The following is a 19,968-nucleotide window of genomic DNA, read 5'->3' on the forward strand; positions in this document are numbered from 1 at the left end:
AGAAACATAATGGCAAAAGTAAACCAAAATATTATTAAAGCGCTTGAAAATGAGCAGCTTAAAACAGACGTACCAGCATTCGGCCCTGGTGATACAGTAGTTGTACAGGTACGTGTAAAAGAAGGTGCTAAAGAGCGTCTACAGGCCTTTGAAGGTGTTGTAATCGCTAAGCGTAATCGTGGTCTTCACTCAGCATTCACAGTTCGTAAAATCTCGAGCGGTGAAGGTGTTGAGCGTGTATTCCAAACGCACAGCCCTCTTATCGATAGCGTAACAGTTAAGCGTCGCGGTGCAGTTCGCCGTGCTAAGCTTTACTATCTACGTGAGCGTTCTGGTAAATCTGCACGTATTAGAGAAAAACTTAACTAATACGCGCTGTTTATCAACGCAGATAAAACAGGTTGTAGCCCTCGGGTTACAACCTGTTTTGGTTTTTGGGGTACGTGAGGGAGAGTTAGCGAGAGTAAAGTTAGCGAGTAGAAATAGCCTCGTAGGAACAAGCTTTAGCTGTGATTGTTTAAAGCAGTTAGCAAGAGTAAAGTTAGTCAGTAAACCATATTTATTCCGTCAATTAATATCCACTAAATATGTAATACGCTTTTAAGTCGTATTTTATCCCCGTTCATTTTTAAATTAGAACCAACCAGCGTCTCAAATGTAAAATCAGCTTCAGAGGCCGTGTGAGGCACATTAAAACAATCGTAAAAGTGAATATAGCCAATTAGGTATGTAAAGGCTTAGAGTGGTTTTGGTGGTGCTATTTGAGCGAGTTAAAACATATGCGCTTAACAAAGTGTTTCAATTGTTTAGCTGCAATGTGACTTAATATGGACTGGCTTAGAGAACTGAGTGAGGGATGTACTAAATAGTTAATTAATTTTTTCGAGATATAAAATAGAAGAAGTGAATGACAGTAGATAATACTTAGTAGAAAAGTGGTGGAGGGAGCTGGATTCGAACCAGCGAAGGCTGAGCCGTCAGATTTACAGTCTGATCCCTTTGGCCGCTCGGGAACCCCTCCACACTATTTTTGTTACATTTGGCCCCACTTAACTTAGCGGTAAGAAAAGTGGTGGAGGGAGCTGGATTCGAACCAGCGAAGGCTGAGCCGTCAGATTTACAGTCTGATCCCTTTGGCCGCTCGGGAACCCCTCCAATGCAACGGCGCCGATAATAGCAAACTTATTATTTAAGTAAAGAAAAAAGCTAAAGAAATATCAAATAATGCCGATAAATATTTATTCATGAACATAATCGGCTAAAGTCTATGCAAATCGATGGATTGTTAATCACAGAGAGTCAACTCGACAATCGCCTCGCGAAAAGCGTGAGTGAATCGCGTCGTGGCGAGTTTGCGTTACTTTTAGCAATGCTATCTCATGATGCCCTAGATTTTAGTCAGTTTCATTTACCAAAAACCCCATTTGGTGCTGATGCAAAAGAATATGATGAATCCCAGCTGCGCGCTGAATTAGGTGCCGGACCTAAACAACCACTTGCCCCAGATGAGTTTGATATGCTCATTGGTGAACATAACGCGCAACGATTGCAACAAGCAGGCATGAGTGACATACGCTTACGTAGTTGTTTATCACCAGAGCCACTTGCTATTCGTGATGATAAAAATCACATCCCACTTCATATTATTGATAACTGTGAGCCAGTCGTTCGTAAGCGCCACCTTGATAAAGAAACGCAACTGGATAACCCTCAGATCGATGCTGCAGCCTTTTATGATAGCCTCAATAATGATGCCTTGCATCAGCCACTACACTTAGCACAAGTGTGACACCGTATTGCAATAATTAAGCGATAAAGTATTTTATTTCGTTAAGTGTAAAAAAAGCACCCAAAATTTAAATGCAGTTGCTATAATGCCCTTAAATGGGATTCAAAAATGCCATTATCATTAAACCAAGGTAATTTAGGAAAGTAATGAAGAAAACATTCACGCTGAATCACGAGAAAATCAAATACCCTCGCATGGTCGACGCTGCAAAGCATGAAGTGAAAAAATATTTGAAAAGAGAACGTAACAAAACGTTACCGTTCGATGCTGATTATTGGGCATTTGATTGTAAATTTGGTAACACTGCCGAAGAAGCACAAATTGTGCATGTTGCCGAAATTAATAATTGTATCAGCGAAATTGAAAAGCAGGGTTTATCGTCTTTTTACGTTGAAATCATTGCAAGGCCTGCACAGCGCCAGTCACATGATTTTGATGACGAAGCAGATGATTAAGCAATAACAGCTTTCATTGCTAAAAGAGTGGGCTTAAGTGCCCATTTTTTGTGCCTGAAATAAAACCGAGTTTAGGGTAAGCTTGCTAAAAATAAAAAAGGAATTGATATGCTAATTAGAATTTTACCTGTGTTAGTTTTGAGCTCGCTGATTCCATTCTCAGTAATGGCCGAACCAAGCTGTGGGTTTACTAAAAACAACACCACCCCCTTGAATGACAATAACTGGCGCTATGCGACAGACCCTCATGGTAGTACAGCATCAATTAAAACAGCATTACTACACGAAGAACAGGTATGGATTGCTTTTAATAGGGTACCGCGAGTCGACGCTAAAAATAACTCCTGGGTTGAATTGATCTATGACTTGGTGAATAAAACGCTCGCAGGACAATCAAGTATTATGCTTGAATATAAAAGCAGTACAGATCTCGTAGTTAAACTGTCGCAACAAGATTATGGTGCTCAAGGTGATAAAAGTTATGCTCACTATCAATATATATTGCCGGCACAAACTCATTGGCAAACTAAATGTATTAATCTAAGCGACTTCTCTCGCCCAAACTGGACGCCTACCAGTTCAGTAGATAAAGGTATAATAAAAGAGCATGTTGGCGCAGTTTATTTAGTGCCAGATTTAAAGGATGCAGTGGGTGGCAAAGCGGTAGTTGCAGTTAAAAATATCAGTATTAGACCTTAACCTATCTGCGAAAATGCACCATAGCCGCACAGATACGGTGCAATATGACTAAATACATTCACTTTTATAAAGTTAATACATTGATATATATGAACTTTAAAAAGTTGGTTCTGTTATTGCTTTTCCATCTGTACAGCGGTTTGGAGAAGCAACTATGGCAAGAATGAGCTATATAAGTAGTGTTGAGCGTTATCAAGAATATCAAACAGTGATCCATGATTTACTAAACTCGATTCTCGCAACCTTAGAAGATGGCATTAAAAAGCAGCAAGATAACCGTTTGTTGGTAGCTCAATATCCGTTTTTAGAATTACAATATTGCTTAGATAAAGATGGTTTACAGCAAGGTGATAACGTTTGTTTTAAACGTGAGTATATGAAAGTGCTTAATAACAAAGGGAACGCGCAGGATTTAAGTGATCGTCCTTACTTTCAAGAAATTCTCGCACATCAGCAAACCTGCTTTACTGCGCCTTATATTTCCATTGCCACACAACATTTATGTATTTCTGCAATAAAGCCACTGCGTGCACCTCAGAGCGAGCAAGGTTATTTGGTGGTGGATGTGTGCTTAACGCAATTAATTGAATTTATAATGGGGGATCGTACGCGTGCCAATATGACTCCATTTTTTAAGGCTGGTTACGGTATTATCGTTAGTTGTTTGTTTTGCTTAGTGCTGTTTTTACTTTATAAAGTATTTGGTGATATATATACCCTCTTATTTTATAGCTCTATGGAGGATGACCCACTAGAGGCGTTTAGTATAATAATTTTTATAACACTGGCTTTGGCTATTTTTGATTTAGGTAAAACCATACTTGAAGAAGAAATTTTGATGCATAAAGATATCTTTAGGCATAGCTCAACACGGCGAACTATCACACGATTTATTTCGACTATTTTAATCGCCGTCTCCATAGAGGCATTACTGACGATGTTTAAAGCAGCGTTGGGTCAATCTCAGTATTTGTTGCCTGCTATTTATATGATGCTTGCAGTGGTCGGTTTACTCGTTGCTCTAGCCGTTTACGTTTACCTTGGCGCTAAGGCTGAGACATTACTGCTTAACTCTCAGCGCCAAAGTAAAGCTAATTAAAGAAGTTAACTTTTCCAGCAAACGTTGTTGACGTTCAAAGTGGAGTCATAGCTGGATGAGCCAAATATAGTCGATGGGGATAAAAGAGTTCAACAAACTGCTCTCATTTTTTCAGTGCGCTATCAAATCGAAGAGATAAAAAAACCAGCTTAGTGCTGGTTTTTATCGTTTCTAATCTATTAAGAGTCGGCTAACTTTACGCGGATTTTGTTTTTATCAACATTACTCTGATTTAGTGCTTTTATAGCACCTGAAGCCTCGGCTTCATTTGGCATTTCAACGAACGCAAAGCCTTTTGATTTACCCGTTTCTTTATCAAGTACTAGTGTGCACTCCGCTACTTTTCCATAAGCGGTGAATAAAGTACGAATATCTTGTTCAGTTGTTGTGCGGGCAAGGTTTCTAACTAATAGTTTCATAATAAACCATGTTTTAAAATAATTGCCCTAATTATCTCAAGGAAAACGTAATTGACCTAGTGATTAATTAAAAACCAACTAAATACTTTACTGAAAACTCAATTTTGTAAAAAATACGATAAATTGGTTAATTATTTGTGGTTATTTGAATCACGGATTGGTAACTTGTGTTTTTGGTTTTGTGTTTACCAATATCACGTTAAGGTTGCTTATGACTAACTATAAATCTAAATTACAAACCGCTACCAGCGCATTGTTTATAGCGAGCGTTTTACTAGGTTGTGGCAGCTCTGGCTCCTCAACATCAGCTAAAGTTGCAGACTCGGAGCAAACACCTGCGATCATTACAGGTGATTTGAGCTCAAGTATTACCACACAGGCTGAGCACACTACTAACGGTACATTACAGGTGAGCGATGAGCAAAACGATGAAGCACTTTTTATAGAGCAATCTAATTCAACTACTGAGTATGGGCTATTTAGTCTTGATAGCTCAGGTAATTGGTCATACAACTTAAATGTTAATGATAGCCGTATTGTACAGTTACTCGAGGGGGATACATTACAAGATACCATACTCGTTAGCTCCCTTGATGGCACAACGGCAACAGTATTAATTACTATTAATGGTAGTAAACAACTATCAGCAACGGGGTTTGTAATGTCATCAGAAGTGACGCTTAATTCCGATGGGGCTAATACTGGGCTTGATGCATACACGCTTATCGAGAATGTATTTTCACAAGGCGCGATAGAAGCCCCTGATATGTATGAAGGCAATCATCAAGGTGTGCTGCACATTATTGAAGATACAGATGATGTAATTGGCAATCACTTTGTATTTTTAGCTCACAGAGATACAGATCAAGACAAAGATAAAGAGCTAAGTGACAGACAACGTAATGAAATAAAAGCGTACGATAAATCCCCCCAAGAGACCTTGGCTTATAAAGGAGATATTTTTCAGTATAGTTGGAAGTTTAAAGTAAGTAGTGAGCTTGAACTGACGAGTAAATTTAGTCATTTTTTTCAACTAAAAGCCCGTAATGACAATAATGACAACAGCAACGGAAATGATGACCAGCCTATCATCACACTCTCTGGTGCACAAAAAAACAGTACAGGTAATCAACTGCAGGTCCGTTACAGTGCTGGCTTTGATGAAAACGGTAACAGTACTGGGCTTGATAAAAACCTCATTGAAACTGACTGGTCACTTATTACAGACGAGTGGGTACACGTTTTCGTACAAGCGACTTTCAGTGAAGATGGTAAGTTTGATATGACGTTAACCCGGCTAAGTGATAATGAAGAAATATTTAATATCAGTGAGCAGCATATTGATATGTGGCGTGGTGTTTTAGCGCAAGACTTTGCTCGCCCTAAGTGGGGTATCTATCGCTCTATTGTTGAAACAGATAGCCTCAGAGCAGAAGAAGAGCAAGTAAGGTTCGCTGACTTTTCGATTAAAAAAGGTACCTTGGCACAATAGTGATAGCTTGCTAAATAAAATGCGCTGTAAGCCGATATAAGCTAATAGCGATATTAACAAGGAAAATAATATGGAAATTAATTCAAATAATACCAATTTAGCATCTCAGTTTATATCGACTAGTTCAGAAGTGAAAGCCAATAAATCTGTCAATAGTAAAGAGCAGCTAAATAGTGAAATGGAGCGCCTAACGAAGGATACATATCATAAAGATCAGCCTAAAGAGCCTGAAGCGACCTATGATAAGCCAATGATTATTGCAACAAATTACGTTCTAACATCTAGAGCAGCAGAAGAAAAAGCATTAACTAATATTCGATTCGCTACTGTGAATCTCTACCTGCCTGGTGGTGACGTTTCTAACTCGGTTGAAAAAATGTTTACTCAGTATGACAATATTATGGCTGAAATAGCGGCCGAACAGCCATCATTAGCGAATAAAGATTGGGGGTTATCTATCAGTCAATCGGGCGAGCTAGAAGTTACAGGTTCCATTAGTGATAAAGAGAAAAGTCTTATATCTGAAATATTAAATAACAACGGGGATTTTGTGGCCGCAGCTAACAAGTTTAAATCGAGCTTTCTAGAGCACATTGACTTGGGCGTTCGGGGGTGGTCAAGTTACAACGTAAACGAAGATAATTTCTCAAAAATATTTGATTTAAAAGAAATTCTGGATAATTCACAAGGCAAAGAAAGCTTTACACAGGCTTGGAATAAGGACTTTAGTTGGCTCGAGTTAAACGATAGTATTTCTGCACAATTGAGAAGGAATGCTACAAAGTTTTAGAACTTGGGCAATACAAATCCTAATAAGGGCTTTCTAGTGGCCATTGGAAATTAGTTCGAAACAAAAAAGCCCTTAGCAATTACTAAGGGCTTTTTTATGCGTTTTAAAAAGTAATTATTTTACTTCTTTACCGGCGGCTTGTTGATCAGCGTGATAGCTTGAACGAACAAACGGGCCAGAGGCTGCATGGGTAAAGCCAATTTCATCAGCGTATTCTTTAAGCGCGTCAAACTCTGCAGGTGGCACGTAACGCTTTACTGGCAAGTGATGTTTAGAAGGCTGTAGGTATTGGCCTACTGTTAGCATGTCGACGTTGTGCTCACGTAAATCACGTAATACTTCTTCGATTTCGCTAATCTCTTCACCTAGGCCTACCATTAGACCCGATTTAGTTTTCACTTCTGGGTGCGCTTCTTTAAAGCGACGCAGTAATTCTAATGACCATTTATAATCCGCACCTGGGCGCGCAAGTTTGTATAAACGCGGCGCAGTTTCAAGGTTGTGGTTAAATACGTCAGGTGGCGTTTCAATCAAGATCTCTAGTGCTCGGTCCATACGACCACGAAAATCAGGCACTAATATTTCGATGGTAATAGTTGGATTATGCTTACGAATTTCACGGATACAATCAGCAAAATGTTGTGCACCACCATCACGTAAATCATCGCGGTCAACCGAGGTGATAACGACATAGCTTAGCTTCATATCTTTGATAGTCAGGGCAAGCTTTTCAGGTTCAGCTGCATCAGGTTTCAAAGGGCGACCGTGTGCTACATCACAAAACGGACAACGACGAGTACATATTGCCCCTAAGATCATAAATGTTGCGGTACCGTGGTTAAAACACTCAGACAGGTTAGGGCATGACGCCTCTTCACAGACTGAGTGTAAACCGTGCTTACGCATTGCTTGCTTAATGCCGTCGATACGTTCAGTTGATTTTGGTAAACGTATTTTTAGCCACTCTGGCTTGCGCAACATTTCAGTTTTTTCAGTCGGTAATACTTTTACTGGGATCAACGCCATTTTTTCTGCGTCGCGTAGTTTTACCCCTGGTTCCATCTTGACTGGTTTATTCATTCGTTTTCAAACCCTTCAGTATGCTTAACCTGTGTTGCGTTAAGCTTTTTGATCATATGTTTAACTAATCCATTGCCCGCTTGCTCTAGGCTTTGTGGACCGTTTAAATCAGTTGTTTGCACCATGTTCATACCTGCATAACCGCATGGGTTAATACGTAAGAATGGGCTTAAATCCATACTTACATTTAAGGCGAGGCCATGAAATGAGCAGCCGCGACGAACGCGAAGACCCAGCGATGCTATTTTACTATCGTTTACGTACACGCCAGGCGCATCGGCTTTTGCGTATGCATCGATGTCATATTCTTTTAATGTATCAATGATACATTCTTCAAGCCAAGTTACTAATTCACGCACACCAATTTTTAAGCGGCGTAAATTAAATAATACGTACATCATTTGCTGACCTGGACCGTGATAGGTTACTTGACCACCACGATCAACTTTGATCACTTCAATATCGCCTGGGGCAAGTAAGTGTTCTTCTTTACCTGCTTGGCCTTGGGTAAATACAGGCTCGTGCTCAACTAGCCAAATTTCATCGGCAATTGCGTCATCGCGAGTGTCGGTAAACTCTTGCATTTTTTGCCATATCGGCATGTAACGCTGGCGGCCTAGTTGGCGTACGATTAGCGTATTTTCGCTCACAGCAAACTCCAATTATGGCTTAAAGCATGTGACGGACGTCATCGATATTGCTGATCACGTTGTAGATTTCTTCGATGTGCTTGCCACTTGTTACCGTTGCAACGAGGGTTACTGATTCGTAATTGCCTTTGCTACTTGGTTTTACTTTAGGTGCATAATCACCCGGCGCAAGCGGCTGTAACTTTTCAAGAATTTGGTCAGTTAAATTAACGTTTGCTAAGCCCATGATTTTAAATGTAAATGGGCAAGGGTACTCTAAGTACTCATCAAATTTAGTATTTTCTACAGGTGTAGCCACGACGATGACTCCTCACTTAATGCTCTAATAACTGACTAATAAACCTACACTCGACCTTGTAGGTTAGATATGGTGCGCATTCTAGCATTTTTCAGGCAAAAAAAAACGCCTTGCAGTGCAAGGCGCTTAGATTGTTTAGATATGAATACCCAAGCCACCTAAAGATACAGAATTCAGCGTTTCACAGGTGCTTAATATCAAGGCGTTACTTTGCAAGAATGGCCATCCCTTTTAAGAAGTAATAACGATGAGAATAAGTGCCTGTGAAACGCCCAACGGGTTGGTTTAAAAGCGATTTATACTGCGTTATTGATTTTAATAATAGAACCACTATTACTTGCAATCAATGCCTTGCCTAAATCGCTTTTAATTCCAACTGAAACTCGCGTCTTGAGGTTGTTTGGGTATTACATTATTTGTAAACGTAAGTAATCATAAATTTTGCTAAAGAAACTACCTTCTTCAACTTCTTCAAGCGTTACAAGCGGATACTGAGCTATTTCTTCGCCTTCTAGCTGTAAGAACAAAGTACCTACCTTCGTGCCTTTAGCTAGAGGTGCCTCTAGCGTTTTGTCTAATTCGAAGTTAGCCTTTAAGTTTTTACGTTGACCACGTGGTATTGTAATAGGTGTATCTTCTAAAATACCCAGCGACACATTTTCTTTGTTACCCATCCAAATACGTTGCTCGGCAAAGCTATCACCCGCTTTATAAGGTGTGGTTGTTTCAAAAAAGCGGAAACCGTAATTTAGTAATTTTTTACTTTCAACTTTACGTGCACGCTCACTTGAAGTGCCCATAACAACAGCGATTAAACGCATGTCGTCTTTCGTTGCTGAGGTAACTAAGCTGTAGCCTGCTTCTGATGTGTGACCCGTTTTAATACCATCAACATTTAAGCTTTCATCCCATAATAGTGAATTACGGTTGTATTGCTTAATGCCATTGAAGGTAAATGATTTCTCAGCGTAAAGTGCATACTCTTCAGGTACATCACGAATTAGCGCCGCTCCTAACGTTGCCATATCACGTGGTGTAGTAAAGTGCTCGTTAGTATCTAAGCCGTGGCTATTAATAAAATGAGAATTACTCATGCCTAATTTTTCAGCGTGGGCATTCATTAAATCAGAAAAAGCACTTTCGCTACCCGCTATGTGCTCCGCCATAGCCACACAAGCATCGTTACCTGATTGAATGATAATGCCACGGTTCAAATCTTCAACACTAATTTGTTTACCTACTTCGATAAACATTTTAGAAGAATCAGGGAAGTTTTTAGCCCATGCTTTTTCACTCACGGTAACCATGTCAGTAGGGGCAATGTTACCTGCCTCAATTTCTGTACCGATTACGTAGCTGGTCATCATTTTTGTTAAGCTAGCAGGTGCTAGACGAGTATCTGGCTTACCTTCAGCAATGACTTTACCAGTGGTAAAATCAACAAGGAAATAACCTTTTGCATTAATTTGCGGAGGCGCAGGGATGATTTGTGCAGTTGCAGAGAAAATGGCAGCAGAACATACTAAGCCGCACACACCGTTGAGAATTTTGTATTTAAATGATTTCATCATACTCATTAATGGTTAAAGTTAAAGATTCGCGTTACTCATTCTAAAGGGGTTATTGACTGTAAATCAAGAACGCGTTTTGAAATTGGTTTTGTTTTAATTTTTCGAGCACTTGCTGAGCTTGTTCAGCGTCTTTAATTGGTCCAAGTCGCAACCTATAAATGGCATCTTTTTCTACAATACTTGTAGGTAGATGGTATTGTTGACGCAAGGTTGAGGCGAGGGCTTCAATATTTGCTAATGTACTGCCCGCTGCAACTTGGATATAACTTGGACGTGTGGGCGAATGCGCTAGTGTAATAGCCTCAAGCTTAACCTTGGCTGTACCATGATTGTAATAGCCTAGTTTGTAAGCCGCTGCGTATGATAAATCTATGATTCTATCATCATGAAATGGACCGCGATCATTCACTCGTACAATTGCTGATTTACCGTTGGCTGTATTGGTTACCCGAACAAAACTCGGTAGGGGCAGTGTTTTATGCGCTGCAGTCATGGCAAACATATCATAGGTCTCACCATTTGATGTGTGGTAGCCATGAAATTTGCGCCCATACCAAGAGGCTATACCTTCTTCTTTGTAACCAGTTTCATCCAGCATGGGGGTATAATTTTTACCAAGTACAGTATAAGGGCGGCCTGCGCTGGCACTTTTTATTACTTCAGTTACAACAGCATCTTGCATCTCTAACACGGTTGGCGCACGTAAAGGTGCAGCATCATGTTTCATGCTGTAACGGCTGCTGTGATCCGTTTTACTGCCTGAACTACTACAGCCACTTAAAACAATGCAAAAGAGCACTAAACTAATATACTTCAACATCCACTTCATTATTTTAAAAGCATCCTTTTATCGGTCGCGATAGACATGATTATGCCAAAGCCAGCCATGAGTGTAACCATTGACGTACCACCATAACTAATGAGTGGTAAAGGCACACCGACAACCGGTAAGAGCCCTGATACCATGCCAATGTTGACGAATACGTAAACGAAAAATGTTAGCGTGAGTGCGCCAGCCAGTAATTTGCCAAAGGCGTCTTGGGCATTCACAGCAATGTATAAGCCGCGACCAATGATAAACAAATACATACACAGCAGTAAACATACTCCAAACAGACCAAACTCTTCGCTGAGTACGGAGAAAATGAAATCAGTGTGGCGCTCAGGTAAAAATTCTAATTGTGATTGGGTACCTTGTAGCCAACCCTTACCTTCGATGCCACCAGAGCCTATCGCTATTTTAGATTGAATAATATGATAACCAGAACCAAGTGGATCGCTTTCAGGGTTGAACAAAGTGAGTACACGTTGTTTTTGATAGGCATGCATGCCGTAGTGCCAAAATGGCCATGCTGCAAGGGCAACTAAGCCAGTTAAAAAGCCGATTAGCCGCCAACTCAAGCCAGATAAAAACAAAACAAATACGCCAGAGCTAGCAATTAATATTGATGTGCCCAAGTCAGGTTGTTCTTTAATGAGTAGGGTTGGTAACATTACAATGGTAAAGCCAACCACCAAATGTAACGCTCTTGGGGGTAAGTGATTACGTCCTATGTACCATGCCACCATCATTGGTACGGCGATTTTCATCAGCTCAGACGGCTGAAAACGCGTCACCCCTAAATCTAACCAACGCTGTGCTCCTTTTGAGCTTACACCAAATAACAAGACGCCAACGAGCATCAGTAAACCTGCGCAGTATAATGGAATGACGAGTCGCTTTAGGGTCGCGGGGCTAAATTGAGCTAAAACAAACATGCCAATAATTGCGCTGGCCATTCGTGTTGCGTGACGAACCATCATGGCGGAGTTTTGCCCACTAGCGCTATAAACAATGGCAAGGCTTGCCCCCATCATGGCAAGTAAGGCGATGAGCAATGGCAGATCTAAATGAAGTTTGTCCCAAATTGAGCGCTTATCGTTTAATTGCATTATTGTTTTGCACTCCCAGCAACGGTAACAGGGTTCGCTGAAAAATAGTAATCCATTAATTGGCGTGCAATGGGTGCACCGACAGAGCTACCACCACCGGTGTTTTCTACCACTACAGATACCACAATTTGTGGGTCGTCAAATGGCGCAAAACCAATATAAATAGCGTTGTCACGTTGGCGCTCCTTGAGAGATTTAGCATCATAGCGCTCACCCTGGGCAATACTCACTACTTGAGCTGTGCCGGTTTTTCCTGCAGGGTCATAGTCTGCGCCCTTAAATGCTTTGTGGGCGGTACCGGTTACTTTTTTTACCGTGTTATGCATTGCGTCTAATGAAATACGCCAGTGATCTGGATTTTTTAATACAACAGGGGGTTTTTCGTCATTGTTAATTTGCGTTACTTCGTTTTCTTTTTTCGCAACTTGCACTAAATGAGGGGGGTGATTAAGCCCTTTATTAACTAAAATGTTGGTGGCATTGGCTATTTGCATTGGTGTGGCTGTCCAATAGCCTTGGCCTATGCCCACAGATATCGTATCGCCACGCCACCAAGACTCGCGAAAGCGGCCTTCTTTCCACTCTTTCGAAGGCAAGATTGCTGTTGTTTCTTCGTGTATGTCAATGCCCGTTAAATCACCAAAACCAAATTGCGCCATAAAGTCACTGATTTTAGTAATCCCTAATCGATAAGAGACATCGTAAAAGTAAGTATCGCAGGATTCTTCAATCGCTTTATAAACATCCACATGGCCATGTCCCCATCGTTTCCAATCACGCCATTTATGTTCAACATTAGGAATTTGGAAAAAGCCAGGATCCCACATTTTGGTATGCTCAGTAACTAAGCCTTCTTCTAAAGCAAGAATGGCCATATGCGGTTTAACTGTTGATGCTGGGGCATATCGCCCCTGTGTAGTACGATTTATTAATGGGCGATCTGGATTGAGTAAGGCTTTATAATTTTTACTACTAATACCGTGCACAAATAAATTTGGGTCATAACTTGGGTTTGAATACAAAGCGAGTACTCCGCCATCTTTTGCATCCATAACCACAATTGCACCGCGCATATCTTTTAGCGCGTGCTGGGCTATTTGCTGTAAGCCAATATCTAGAGTGAGCACGAGATCGTGACCAGGCTCAGGTGGGGTCATACTCAAGGTGCGAATTACGCGCCCACGGTTATTTACTTCAACACGTTGCGAACCCACTTGACCATGCAGCAATTGCTCGTAGTATTTTTCGATACCTAGTTTACCAATATCGTGGGTGGCACGGTAATTAGTTGCTTGGTCTTGTGATTCAAGTTTAGTGAGCTCTTTACGGTTTAGTTTAGCCACATAGCCTAAAGCATGGGTGAGGGTATCGGCATAAGGGTAATAACGAGCTAACCGTGCCTCGATACTAAAACCAGGGAACTTATGTTGATTAACCGAAAACTTTGCGACTTCTTGCTCGTTTAAGCGAGCTTTTAATACTTGGCTTTTAAAACGACGGTTGTGCTTTATATCCTTTATAAAGTCATTACGTTGTTGCTCTGAAATATCAATTAGCTTACTCATTTCGCTAAGAGAAGTGTCAAGATCATCAACGTCTTCGGGTATTACTTCAAGGTTATAAACCGGTTTGTTCTCTGCCAGTAATACACCATTACGGTCATAAATAAGCCCACGGTTTGGCGCGATAGGAATGACCTTGATGCGGTTGTCGTTGGAACGAGTTTGGTAATCTTGATGATCGTCAACCTGTATAGTGTATAAATTAGACAACAATACAGCGACTAGAATAGTAACAAAAACAAAACCCACAAACGCGCGACGAGCAAACAGATTAGCTTCTGCTGAATGGTCTCGAATTGTGGGTCTTCTTTTGAGCATAGATGATTACTCGCGATGATAAGGATGGTTGTTGTTTACACTCCATCCTCTATACAAGCTTTCAGCCACTATGATGCGTACTAAAGGGTGTGGTAGGGTTAAGTTTGATAACGACCACTTTTGCTCAGAAGCAGCGATACATTCTGGTGCCAGTCCTTCTGGGCCACCAATAAGCAAACTGACATCGCGGCCATCTAACTGCCACTTTTCCATGTTTTTTGCTAATTGATGAGTATCAAGAGCTTTACCTGTTACCTCTAAAGTAACAATCCGATTGCCTTTCGGTATCGCAGCAAGGGTTTTTTCACCTTCGATATGTAGAATCCGCTTTATATCGGCATTTTTACCACGCTTACCTGCTGGGATTTCAATTAACTCCAACGCCATATCTTTTGGAAAACGGCGCTGATATTCAGCAAAACCTGTTTCAACCCATGCTGGCATTTTGGTACCAACGGCAATCATTTGTATTTTCACGCGTGTACTTCCAAACTCAGATTAAAATAGCTGCCGTTAGCTCCAAAGCTTTTCTAGATCGTAGTAGCTACGTGCTTGATCTTGCATAACATGCACAACTACATCACCTAAATCAACCAGTACCCATTCGCCTTCGTTTTGACCTTCATAGCCTAGTGGCTCTTCACCTGAGTGGCGAGCTTCTTTAGCAACATGGTCAGCAATAGATTGCACATGGCGTTTAGAATTACCAGAGCACACAAGCATATAGTCAGTAATGTCAGAGTTGCCTCGTACATCAAGCTGAACCACATCACGGGCTTTCATATCGTCAATTTTGTCTAAGGCAAAGGCGAGTAGTTGTTTCGAATCCAAAGTGTTATCTCATTAATAAAGGGAATAGTTACCATTTTATCACGCCGATGAGTTTTATTCATCACTTAGATAAAGTTCATGGCTATGAATATAGTGACTCACAGTACTTGGCAGAAGTTCCCGACAAAGTTGGCCTTTTTTTATTTTTTGGCGAATATCACTCGATGCAACATCCATAACTTGACCAGGTAAAAAATACAGCTTGCCAGCAAGTTCACTGTGTAAGGTATCTAACGAGGTGGTTTGTGCGTTAGTTTGGTAATGTTGCAGTTGTGCACTTAAGTGAGTTGTTTGGTTTGGCCGTTGATACACCACAATGTGACACAGTTGTGTAATGGCTTGCCATTCAAACCACTTATCTAAGGTATTAAATGAATCAAGACCAATTAAAAATAGAATAGGTTCATTAGGGTATTCACTGCGCAGTTCTTGTAAACTTAACAATGAATAAGAAGGGCCAGTGCGCTTTAGTTCGCGTAAGTCCAATGAGAAACTAGGAAAAGGGGCTATAGCGGCTTCTAACATGGCAATACGGTGCGCATTACTAATGCCCGGCTGGGCTTTATGAGCGGGAATAGCGCAGGGCATAAAGCGCAATTGTGAAAGCATTAAATGCTCTACACATTGCTGCGCCATATTAAGGTGGCCTAAATGTACGGGATCAAAAGTGCCACCAAATAGTGCAATCATCTTCAGCTCCTAGTTATGAATCTAGTGGGTGAGCAGGGAGTGAAACAGCAACTGGTTGGCAAAAAACTAAACATATATGAGCCAAGGCTTGATAAGGTTTAATTAAATTGCCCTGCTTATAGCTTGCATCAAATTGCGCTAATAAACTCATAATATGCTCAAGGGTGTGCACTGTTAAACGGTTAAGCGCTTGGCTAATAGGCCCTTGCTGGTTTTTCCAAATTGCTTTTTGTTTAAATAAGGCTGTTAAGTTCTCGCCTTGTTGCAATCCTAACTGAAGACTTAATAGGGTGTTAGCTTCTTTATTAATAGTCCATAGAATGCTGACAGCCTCGGTATTATCACCAGCGAGTTTGGTCAACACTTTAATCGCTTGGCGGCTATTCCCCTGAAGCAGAGCATCGCTTAAATCAAAGATATCGAACTTAGCTTGATTAAGTAAGCCTTGTAACACTCGTTGTTGGTCAATTAACGCATTGCCATGCAGTAAAGACAGTTTTTCGAGCTCTTGAAAACACGCTAACAAGTTACCTTCAGTGGCGTCAATTAAAGTGCGCTTTGCATCAGGTTGCATATTAATATCTAACCGTGCACATTGCTCATCTAACCAACGCTGCAAATGATTACCGCTAAGCGGGTAGCAAGGAACAAATACCCCCTGCTTATCAAGTGCTTTAAACCAAGCACTGCGTTGAATATCTTGGCTGGCTTTAGCGCCTGTGACAATTAATAGAGTATCTGGATTTGTTAGTTCAACGAGTCTTTTAAATGTTTGACTGCCAACGGTGCCCGGTTTTTGGCCATTGAGATCAAGTTCAATTAAAGTACGGGCACTAAAGAGTGACATGCTTTGATATTGCGCGATCAGCTCTTGCCAATCAAAGCCGGGCATTAAAGTAAACTTTATTACTTCGTCAAAACCGTGCTGTTTTGCGCATGTACGAATTTGTTGGGCACATTGTGCTATTTGAAAAGGTTCTTCACCAAACACTAGATAAAAAGGCTGTAGCGCTTTTTTTAACTCATTAGGTAGTTGATTAGCGTAACAGCGCATTATAGTTGCGAAAGCTCTCGTACTATACGACGACTTGCCTGCATACGAATTTCATTTAGCAGCAAATCAAGCTCTTTTGCTTTTGCCAAAGCGTTATCAGGGTCGTCTTGATAATTACGATACAGCTCAAAACTTTGATTGATAGGATCAAGGCCTGGGCGTTTTAGTGTGTAAGCAACACTGTATGCAAGTTCGTATTCGGCCACTTGCCCGTTTTTAAATAGCGATAAAATTTGGCGCTCTAAACGGTCTTTTGATAAATACAGTTGTGCGACATTTTTTTCCGGGGCTGAGAGTAACTCCACTTTACTGAGAGTGAGTTCTTTTTCAAGCATGGCGAATAGTGCCGATTTTTCATCATCACCACTGAGGGTAATAATTTTTAGATCGTCCGGCAAGCTCGATGCTTTCTTTAAGTGAAAGCCACAGCTGGTAAGTAAAAAACAGACTAGCACTAAGGCTAGTCCGTTTTTAAAGGCATTGAATGATGCCATATTAGTTAGCAACCACATTAAGTAGTTTACCCGGTACGTAAATAACTTTACGAATAGTTACACCATCAGTAAATTTAGTTACGTTTGATTCAGCAAACGCAAGTGCTTCAACTTGCTCTTTAGTTGCATCAGCCGACACAGTTAATTTTGCACGTAACTTACCGTTTACTTGCACGATAATAAGCTTCTCATCTTCAACCAAAGCAGACTCGTCAACTGTTGGCCAAGCGGCGTCAAGAATGTCGCCTTCTTTACCAAGCTCTTGCCATAATTGATGTGACAAATGCGGTGTGATTGGTGCAAGCATTATTAATAGTGCTTCAAGTGCTTCGTTAGCAATCGCAACATCTTGTTTATCAGCCAGTGGGGCTTTTAACAATTTGTTTGAGATTTCCATGATAGCGGCAATCGCAGTATTAAATGTTTGACGACGCTCAACATCATCAGTCACTTTTGCAATTGCTTTGTGTAGCTCACGACGAAGTACTTTTTGTGGGTTTGTTAGCGCTGATTTATCAAGTGCTTGGTAACCAACAGTGTTTACATCAACCGCGTATTTCCATACACGTTTAATGAAACGGTGTGCGCCTTCAACACCCGAGTCAGACCATTCAAGTGTTTGCTCCGGTGGTGCGGTAAACATCATAAACAAACGAACAGTATCAGCGCCATATTGAGCGATAACTTGTTGTGGGTCGATACCGTTGTTTTTCGACTTTGACATTTTGCTCATGCCTGATGAAAACACCGGTTCGCCGTCGTCTTTGTGCCATGCTTTTGTTACACGGCCTTTGTCGTCTGTTTCGGTTTCAACATCGCTTGGTGAAATCCACACATCGCCGCCTTTCTCATCTTTACGATAGAAAGTTTCAGCCAGTACCATGCCTTGGCAAAGTAGGCGATCAAACGGTTCATCTGAGTTTACTAAGCCAAAGTCACGTAATAATTTATGGAAAAATCGCGAGTACAATAAATGTAAAATTGCGTGTTCAATACCACCAATATATTGGTTAACTGGTAGCCAGTAATTAGCCGCCGCTGGGTCTAACATGCCTTCATCATGACGTGGGCTACAGTAGCGCGCGTAATACCAAGACGACTCCATAAAGGTGTCAAAGGTATCTGTTTCATGAAACGCAGGTTGTCCATTAACCGTGGTTTTAGCCCACTGTGGATCAGCTTTGATTGGCGATGTTACACCGTTCATTACCACGTCTTCTGGTAAACGAACAGGTAGCATGTCTTCAGTAGCGGCAAGTTCTTTACCATCTTCATCGCTAAGCATTGGGATTGGTGAACCCCAATAACGCTGGCGGCTTACCCCCCAGTCACGTAAGCGGAAGTTTACTTTACGCTCGCCTACACCTAGTGCTTCAAGTTTATCTGCAACCGCGTTAAATGCACCGTCAAAGTCAAGGCCATCAAACTCACCTGAGTTAACTAATACGCCTTTTTCTGTGTAAGCTTCTTGATCAAGATTTACTTCAAGTTCAGAACCCGCAACAGGTGCGATAACTTGTTTTATATCTAGGCCATACGCTGTCGCGAATTCATAATCACGTTGATCGTGTGCAGGTACTGCCATTACAGCGCCAGAGCCGTAATGCATTAATACAAAGTTGGCAACCCAAATTGGTACTTGCTCACCCGTTAGTGGGTGGGTTGCATAAAAGCCTGTAGCGATGCCTTTCTTTTCCATGGTTGCCATGTCTGCTTCAGCAACTTTGGTGTTTTTACATTCTTCAACAAACATTGCCACAGCGTCGCTATTTTTAGCCGCTTCTTGAGCAATAGGGTGCGCACCTGCAACCGCAAGATAAGTGACACCCATGAAAGTATCAGGGCGAGTCGTGTATACGCTGAATTTTTCGTTGTTATCAGTGCGCGTGAACTCGATATCTAAGCCTTCTGAGCGGCCAATCCAATTGCGCTGCATGGTTTTTACTTGCTCAGGCCAATCTTCGAGTTTATCTAAGTCGTCAAGTAGCTCTTGTGCATAGTCAGTAATTTTAATAAACCACTGCGGGATTTCTTTTTGTTCAACCACTGCACCTGAACGCCAACCGCGACCATCAATAACTTGTTCGTTTGCAAGTACTGTTTGGTCAACTGGATCCCAGTTTACCGTCGACATTTTTTTATACACTAAGCCTTTTTCGTAAAGCTTGGTGAAAAACCATTGTTCCCACTTGTAGTAGTCAGGGTGGCACGTTGCGATTTCACGATCCCAATCATAACCAAAACCTAATTGCTTAAGCTGGGTACGCATGTAATCGATGTTTTCGTAGGTCCATTTTGCAGGGGCTGTTTTATTTTTAATTGCCGCATTTTCAGCAGGAAGACCAAACGCATCCCAGCCCATAGGCTGCATTACATTTTTACCTTGTAAGCGTTGGAAGCGAGAAACAACATCACCAATGGTGTAGTTACGCACATGACCCATATGCAGTCGGCCACTTGGGTATGGAAACATAGAAAGGCAATAATACTTTTCTTTGCTCTCGTCTTCGGTGGCTTTAAATACTTGGTTTTCTTCCCAGTAGGCTTGGACTTTTGACTCTATGTCTTGCGGGTTATATTGCTCTTGCATCAACGATTCCAGACTTCTTGCAAACTAATAAAAAATTGTCGAATAGGATAACCCAAAATAAACGCTAATCACAGCAGCAAATAAGCGGATTTTATAAATTCGTTACTAAATTAGTTTTCAGGGCAGGTTAACCTATACTCAAGTATGTTGATTAC

21 protein-coding genes and 2 tRNA genes are annotated in these 19,968 nt (G+C 41.1%); 7 read left to right on the forward strand and 16 right to left on the reverse strand.

The genetic code is table 11. The features are described from left to right. The first annotated feature begins 9 nt into the window (after positions 1 to 9). Positions 10 to 369, forward strand: coding sequence for a 50S ribosomal protein L19 (rplS, locus tag AAEU30_RS06145; protein ID WP_099297365.1), 360 nt, complete (start codon positions 10 to 12; stop codon positions 367 to 369). Positions 370 to 936: 567 nt separating this feature from the next. On the opposite strand, the gene AAEU30_RS06150 is transcribed toward rplS, so the two are convergent. Both AAEU30_RS06150 and AAEU30_RS06155 read right to left on the reverse strand, forming a co-directional pair. Beyond that, positions 937 to 1,021 (reverse strand) — tRNA-Tyr (locus AAEU30_RS06150). Positions 1,022 to 1,070: 49 nt separating this feature from the next. After that, positions 1,071 to 1,155, reverse strand: a tRNA-Tyr gene (locus tag AAEU30_RS06155). A 112-nt stretch (positions 1,156 to 1,267) separates the two neighbouring features. Between AAEU30_RS06155 and AAEU30_RS06160 the strand changes: the two genes are divergently transcribed. The 4 genes from AAEU30_RS06160 (at position 1,268) to AAEU30_RS06175 (ending at position 4,042) form a co-directional block, all read left to right on the forward strand. Beyond that, complete coding sequence (locus AAEU30_RS06160; RefSeq protein ID WP_421959762.1) at positions 1,268 to 1,789, forward strand: VC2046/SO_2500 family protein; 522 nt, start codon at positions 1,268 to 1,270, stop codon at positions 1,787 to 1,789. Between the two features lie 146 nt (positions 1,790 to 1,935). Beyond that, a complete protein-coding gene (locus AAEU30_RS06165) occupies positions 1,936 to 2,244 on the forward strand; it encodes a DUF6172 family protein (protein ID WP_421959763.1) in 309 nt (102 codons plus the stop codon). Positions 2,245 to 2,352: 108 nt separating this feature from the next. Beyond that, a complete protein-coding gene (locus tag AAEU30_RS06170) occupies positions 2,353 to 2,943 on the forward strand; it encodes a hypothetical protein (protein WP_421959764.1) in 591 nt (196 codons plus the stop codon). Positions 2,944 to 3,097: 154 nt separating this feature from the next. Beyond that, the gene (locus AAEU30_RS06175) at positions 3,098 to 4,042 is read left to right on the forward strand and encodes a PDC sensor domain-containing protein (RefSeq protein ID WP_421959765.1); all 945 of its coding nucleotides are present in this window, start codon (positions 3,098 to 3,100) and stop codon (positions 4,040 to 4,042) included. A gap of 179 nt (positions 4,043 to 4,221) precedes the next feature. On the opposite strand, the gene AAEU30_RS06180 is transcribed toward AAEU30_RS06175, so the two are convergent. Next, a complete protein-coding gene (locus tag AAEU30_RS06180) occupies positions 4,222 to 4,461 on the reverse strand; it encodes an RNA recognition motif domain-containing protein (protein ID WP_087530749.1) in 240 nt (79 codons plus the stop codon). Positions 4,462 to 4,672: 211 nt separating this feature from the next. Here AAEU30_RS06180 and AAEU30_RS06185 point away from each other — a divergent pair, with 211 nt between their 5' ends. Together AAEU30_RS06185 and AAEU30_RS06190 are read left to right on the forward strand one after the other, a co-directional pair. Then, on the forward strand, positions 4,673 to 5,953 hold the full coding sequence (locus tag AAEU30_RS06185; RefSeq protein ID WP_421959766.1) for a VCBS domain-containing protein: 1,281 nt from the start codon (positions 4,673 to 4,675) through the stop codon (positions 5,951 to 5,953). A 70-nt stretch (positions 5,954 to 6,023) separates the two neighbouring features. Continuing rightward, a complete protein-coding gene (locus AAEU30_RS06190) occupies positions 6,024 to 6,743 on the forward strand; it encodes a hypothetical protein (RefSeq protein WP_421959767.1) in 720 nt (239 codons plus the stop codon). A 114-nt stretch (positions 6,744 to 6,857) separates the two neighbouring features. Here AAEU30_RS06190 and lipA read toward each other — a convergent pair whose 3' ends face one another. The 13 genes from lipA to leuS form a co-directional block, all read right to left on the reverse strand. Then, a complete protein-coding gene (gene lipA / locus AAEU30_RS06195) occupies positions 6,858 to 7,823 on the reverse strand; it encodes a lipoyl synthase (RefSeq protein WP_256826986.1) in 966 nt (321 codons plus the stop codon). Further along, positions 7,820 to 8,473, reverse strand: coding sequence for a lipoyl(octanoyl) transferase LipB (lipB, locus tag AAEU30_RS06200; RefSeq protein ID WP_087530744.1), 654 nt, complete (start codon positions 8,471 to 8,473; stop codon positions 7,820 to 7,822). The genes lipA and lipB overlap by 4 nt, the downstream gene beginning before the upstream one ends. Positions 8,474 to 8,492: 19 nt before the next feature. Next, a complete protein-coding gene (ybeD, locus tag AAEU30_RS06205; RefSeq protein ID WP_087530743.1) occupies positions 8,493 to 8,771 on the reverse strand; it encodes a DUF493 family protein YbeD in 279 nt (92 codons plus the stop codon). 407 nt (positions 8,772 to 9,178) lie between these two features. Then, a complete protein-coding gene (locus tag AAEU30_RS06210; RefSeq protein WP_421959879.1) occupies positions 9,179 to 10,339 on the reverse strand; it encodes a serine hydrolase in 1,161 nt (386 codons plus the stop codon). Positions 10,340 to 10,391: 52 nt separating this feature from the next. Further along, on the reverse strand, positions 10,392 to 11,171 hold the full coding sequence (locus tag AAEU30_RS06215; RefSeq protein WP_421959768.1) for a septal ring lytic transglycosylase RlpA family protein: 780 nt from the start codon (positions 11,169 to 11,171) through the stop codon (positions 10,392 to 10,394). After that, positions 11,171 to 12,277, reverse strand: a complete 1,107-nt coding sequence (rodA, locus tag AAEU30_RS06220) for a rod shape-determining protein RodA (protein ID WP_421959880.1) — start codon at positions 12,275 to 12,277, stop codon at positions 11,171 to 11,173. Before rodA ends, AAEU30_RS06215 begins: the two co-directional genes overlap by 1 nt. Further along, positions 12,274 to 14,154: a penicillin-binding protein 2 gene (mrdA, locus tag AAEU30_RS06225; protein WP_421959769.1), complete on the reverse strand. Its 1,881-nt coding sequence runs from the start codon at positions 14,152 to 14,154 to the stop codon at positions 12,274 to 12,276. Before mrdA ends, rodA begins: the two co-directional genes overlap by 4 nt. Before the next feature lie 6 nt (positions 14,155 to 14,160). Next, positions 14,161 to 14,631 (reverse strand): 23S rRNA (pseudouridine(1915)-N(3))-methyltransferase RlmH, encoded by a 471-nt coding sequence (gene rlmH / locus AAEU30_RS06230; protein ID WP_087530739.1) that lies wholly within the window; start codon positions 14,629 to 14,631, stop codon positions 14,161 to 14,163. A 36-nt stretch (positions 14,632 to 14,667) separates the two neighbouring features. After that, positions 14,668 to 14,985, reverse strand: coding sequence for a ribosome silencing factor (gene rsfS, locus AAEU30_RS06235; protein ID WP_087530738.1), 318 nt, complete (start codon positions 14,983 to 14,985; stop codon positions 14,668 to 14,670). A gap of 54 nt (positions 14,986 to 15,039) precedes the next feature. After that, positions 15,040 to 15,675 carry a nicotinate-nucleotide adenylyltransferase gene (nadD, locus tag AAEU30_RS06240; RefSeq protein ID WP_421959770.1) on the reverse strand — a complete coding sequence of 212 codons (636 nt, stop codon included), beginning with the start codon at positions 15,673 to 15,675 and terminating at the stop codon, positions 15,040 to 15,042. 13 nt (positions 15,676 to 15,688) lie between these two features. Next, positions 15,689 to 16,729, reverse strand: coding sequence for a DNA polymerase III subunit delta (gene holA / locus AAEU30_RS06245; protein WP_421959771.1), 1,041 nt, complete (start codon positions 16,727 to 16,729; stop codon positions 15,689 to 15,691). Next, positions 16,729 to 17,223: an LPS-assembly lipoprotein LptE gene (locus tag AAEU30_RS06250; RefSeq protein WP_421959772.1), complete on the reverse strand. Its 495-nt coding sequence runs from the start codon at positions 17,221 to 17,223 to the stop codon at positions 16,729 to 16,731. Before AAEU30_RS06250 ends, holA begins: the two co-directional genes overlap by 1 nt. A gap of 1 nt (position 17,224) precedes the next feature. Then, a complete protein-coding gene (leuS, locus tag AAEU30_RS06255) occupies positions 17,225 to 19,813 on the reverse strand; it encodes a leucine--tRNA ligase (protein WP_421959773.1) in 2,589 nt (862 codons plus the stop codon). Positions 19,814 to 19,968 lie beyond the last annotated feature (155 nt).

The organism is Pseudoalteromonas mucoides (assembly GCF_049257175.1).
In the GTDB taxonomy this organism is placed as follows: Bacteria; Pseudomonadota; Gammaproteobacteria; order Enterobacterales; family Alteromonadaceae; genus Pseudoalteromonas.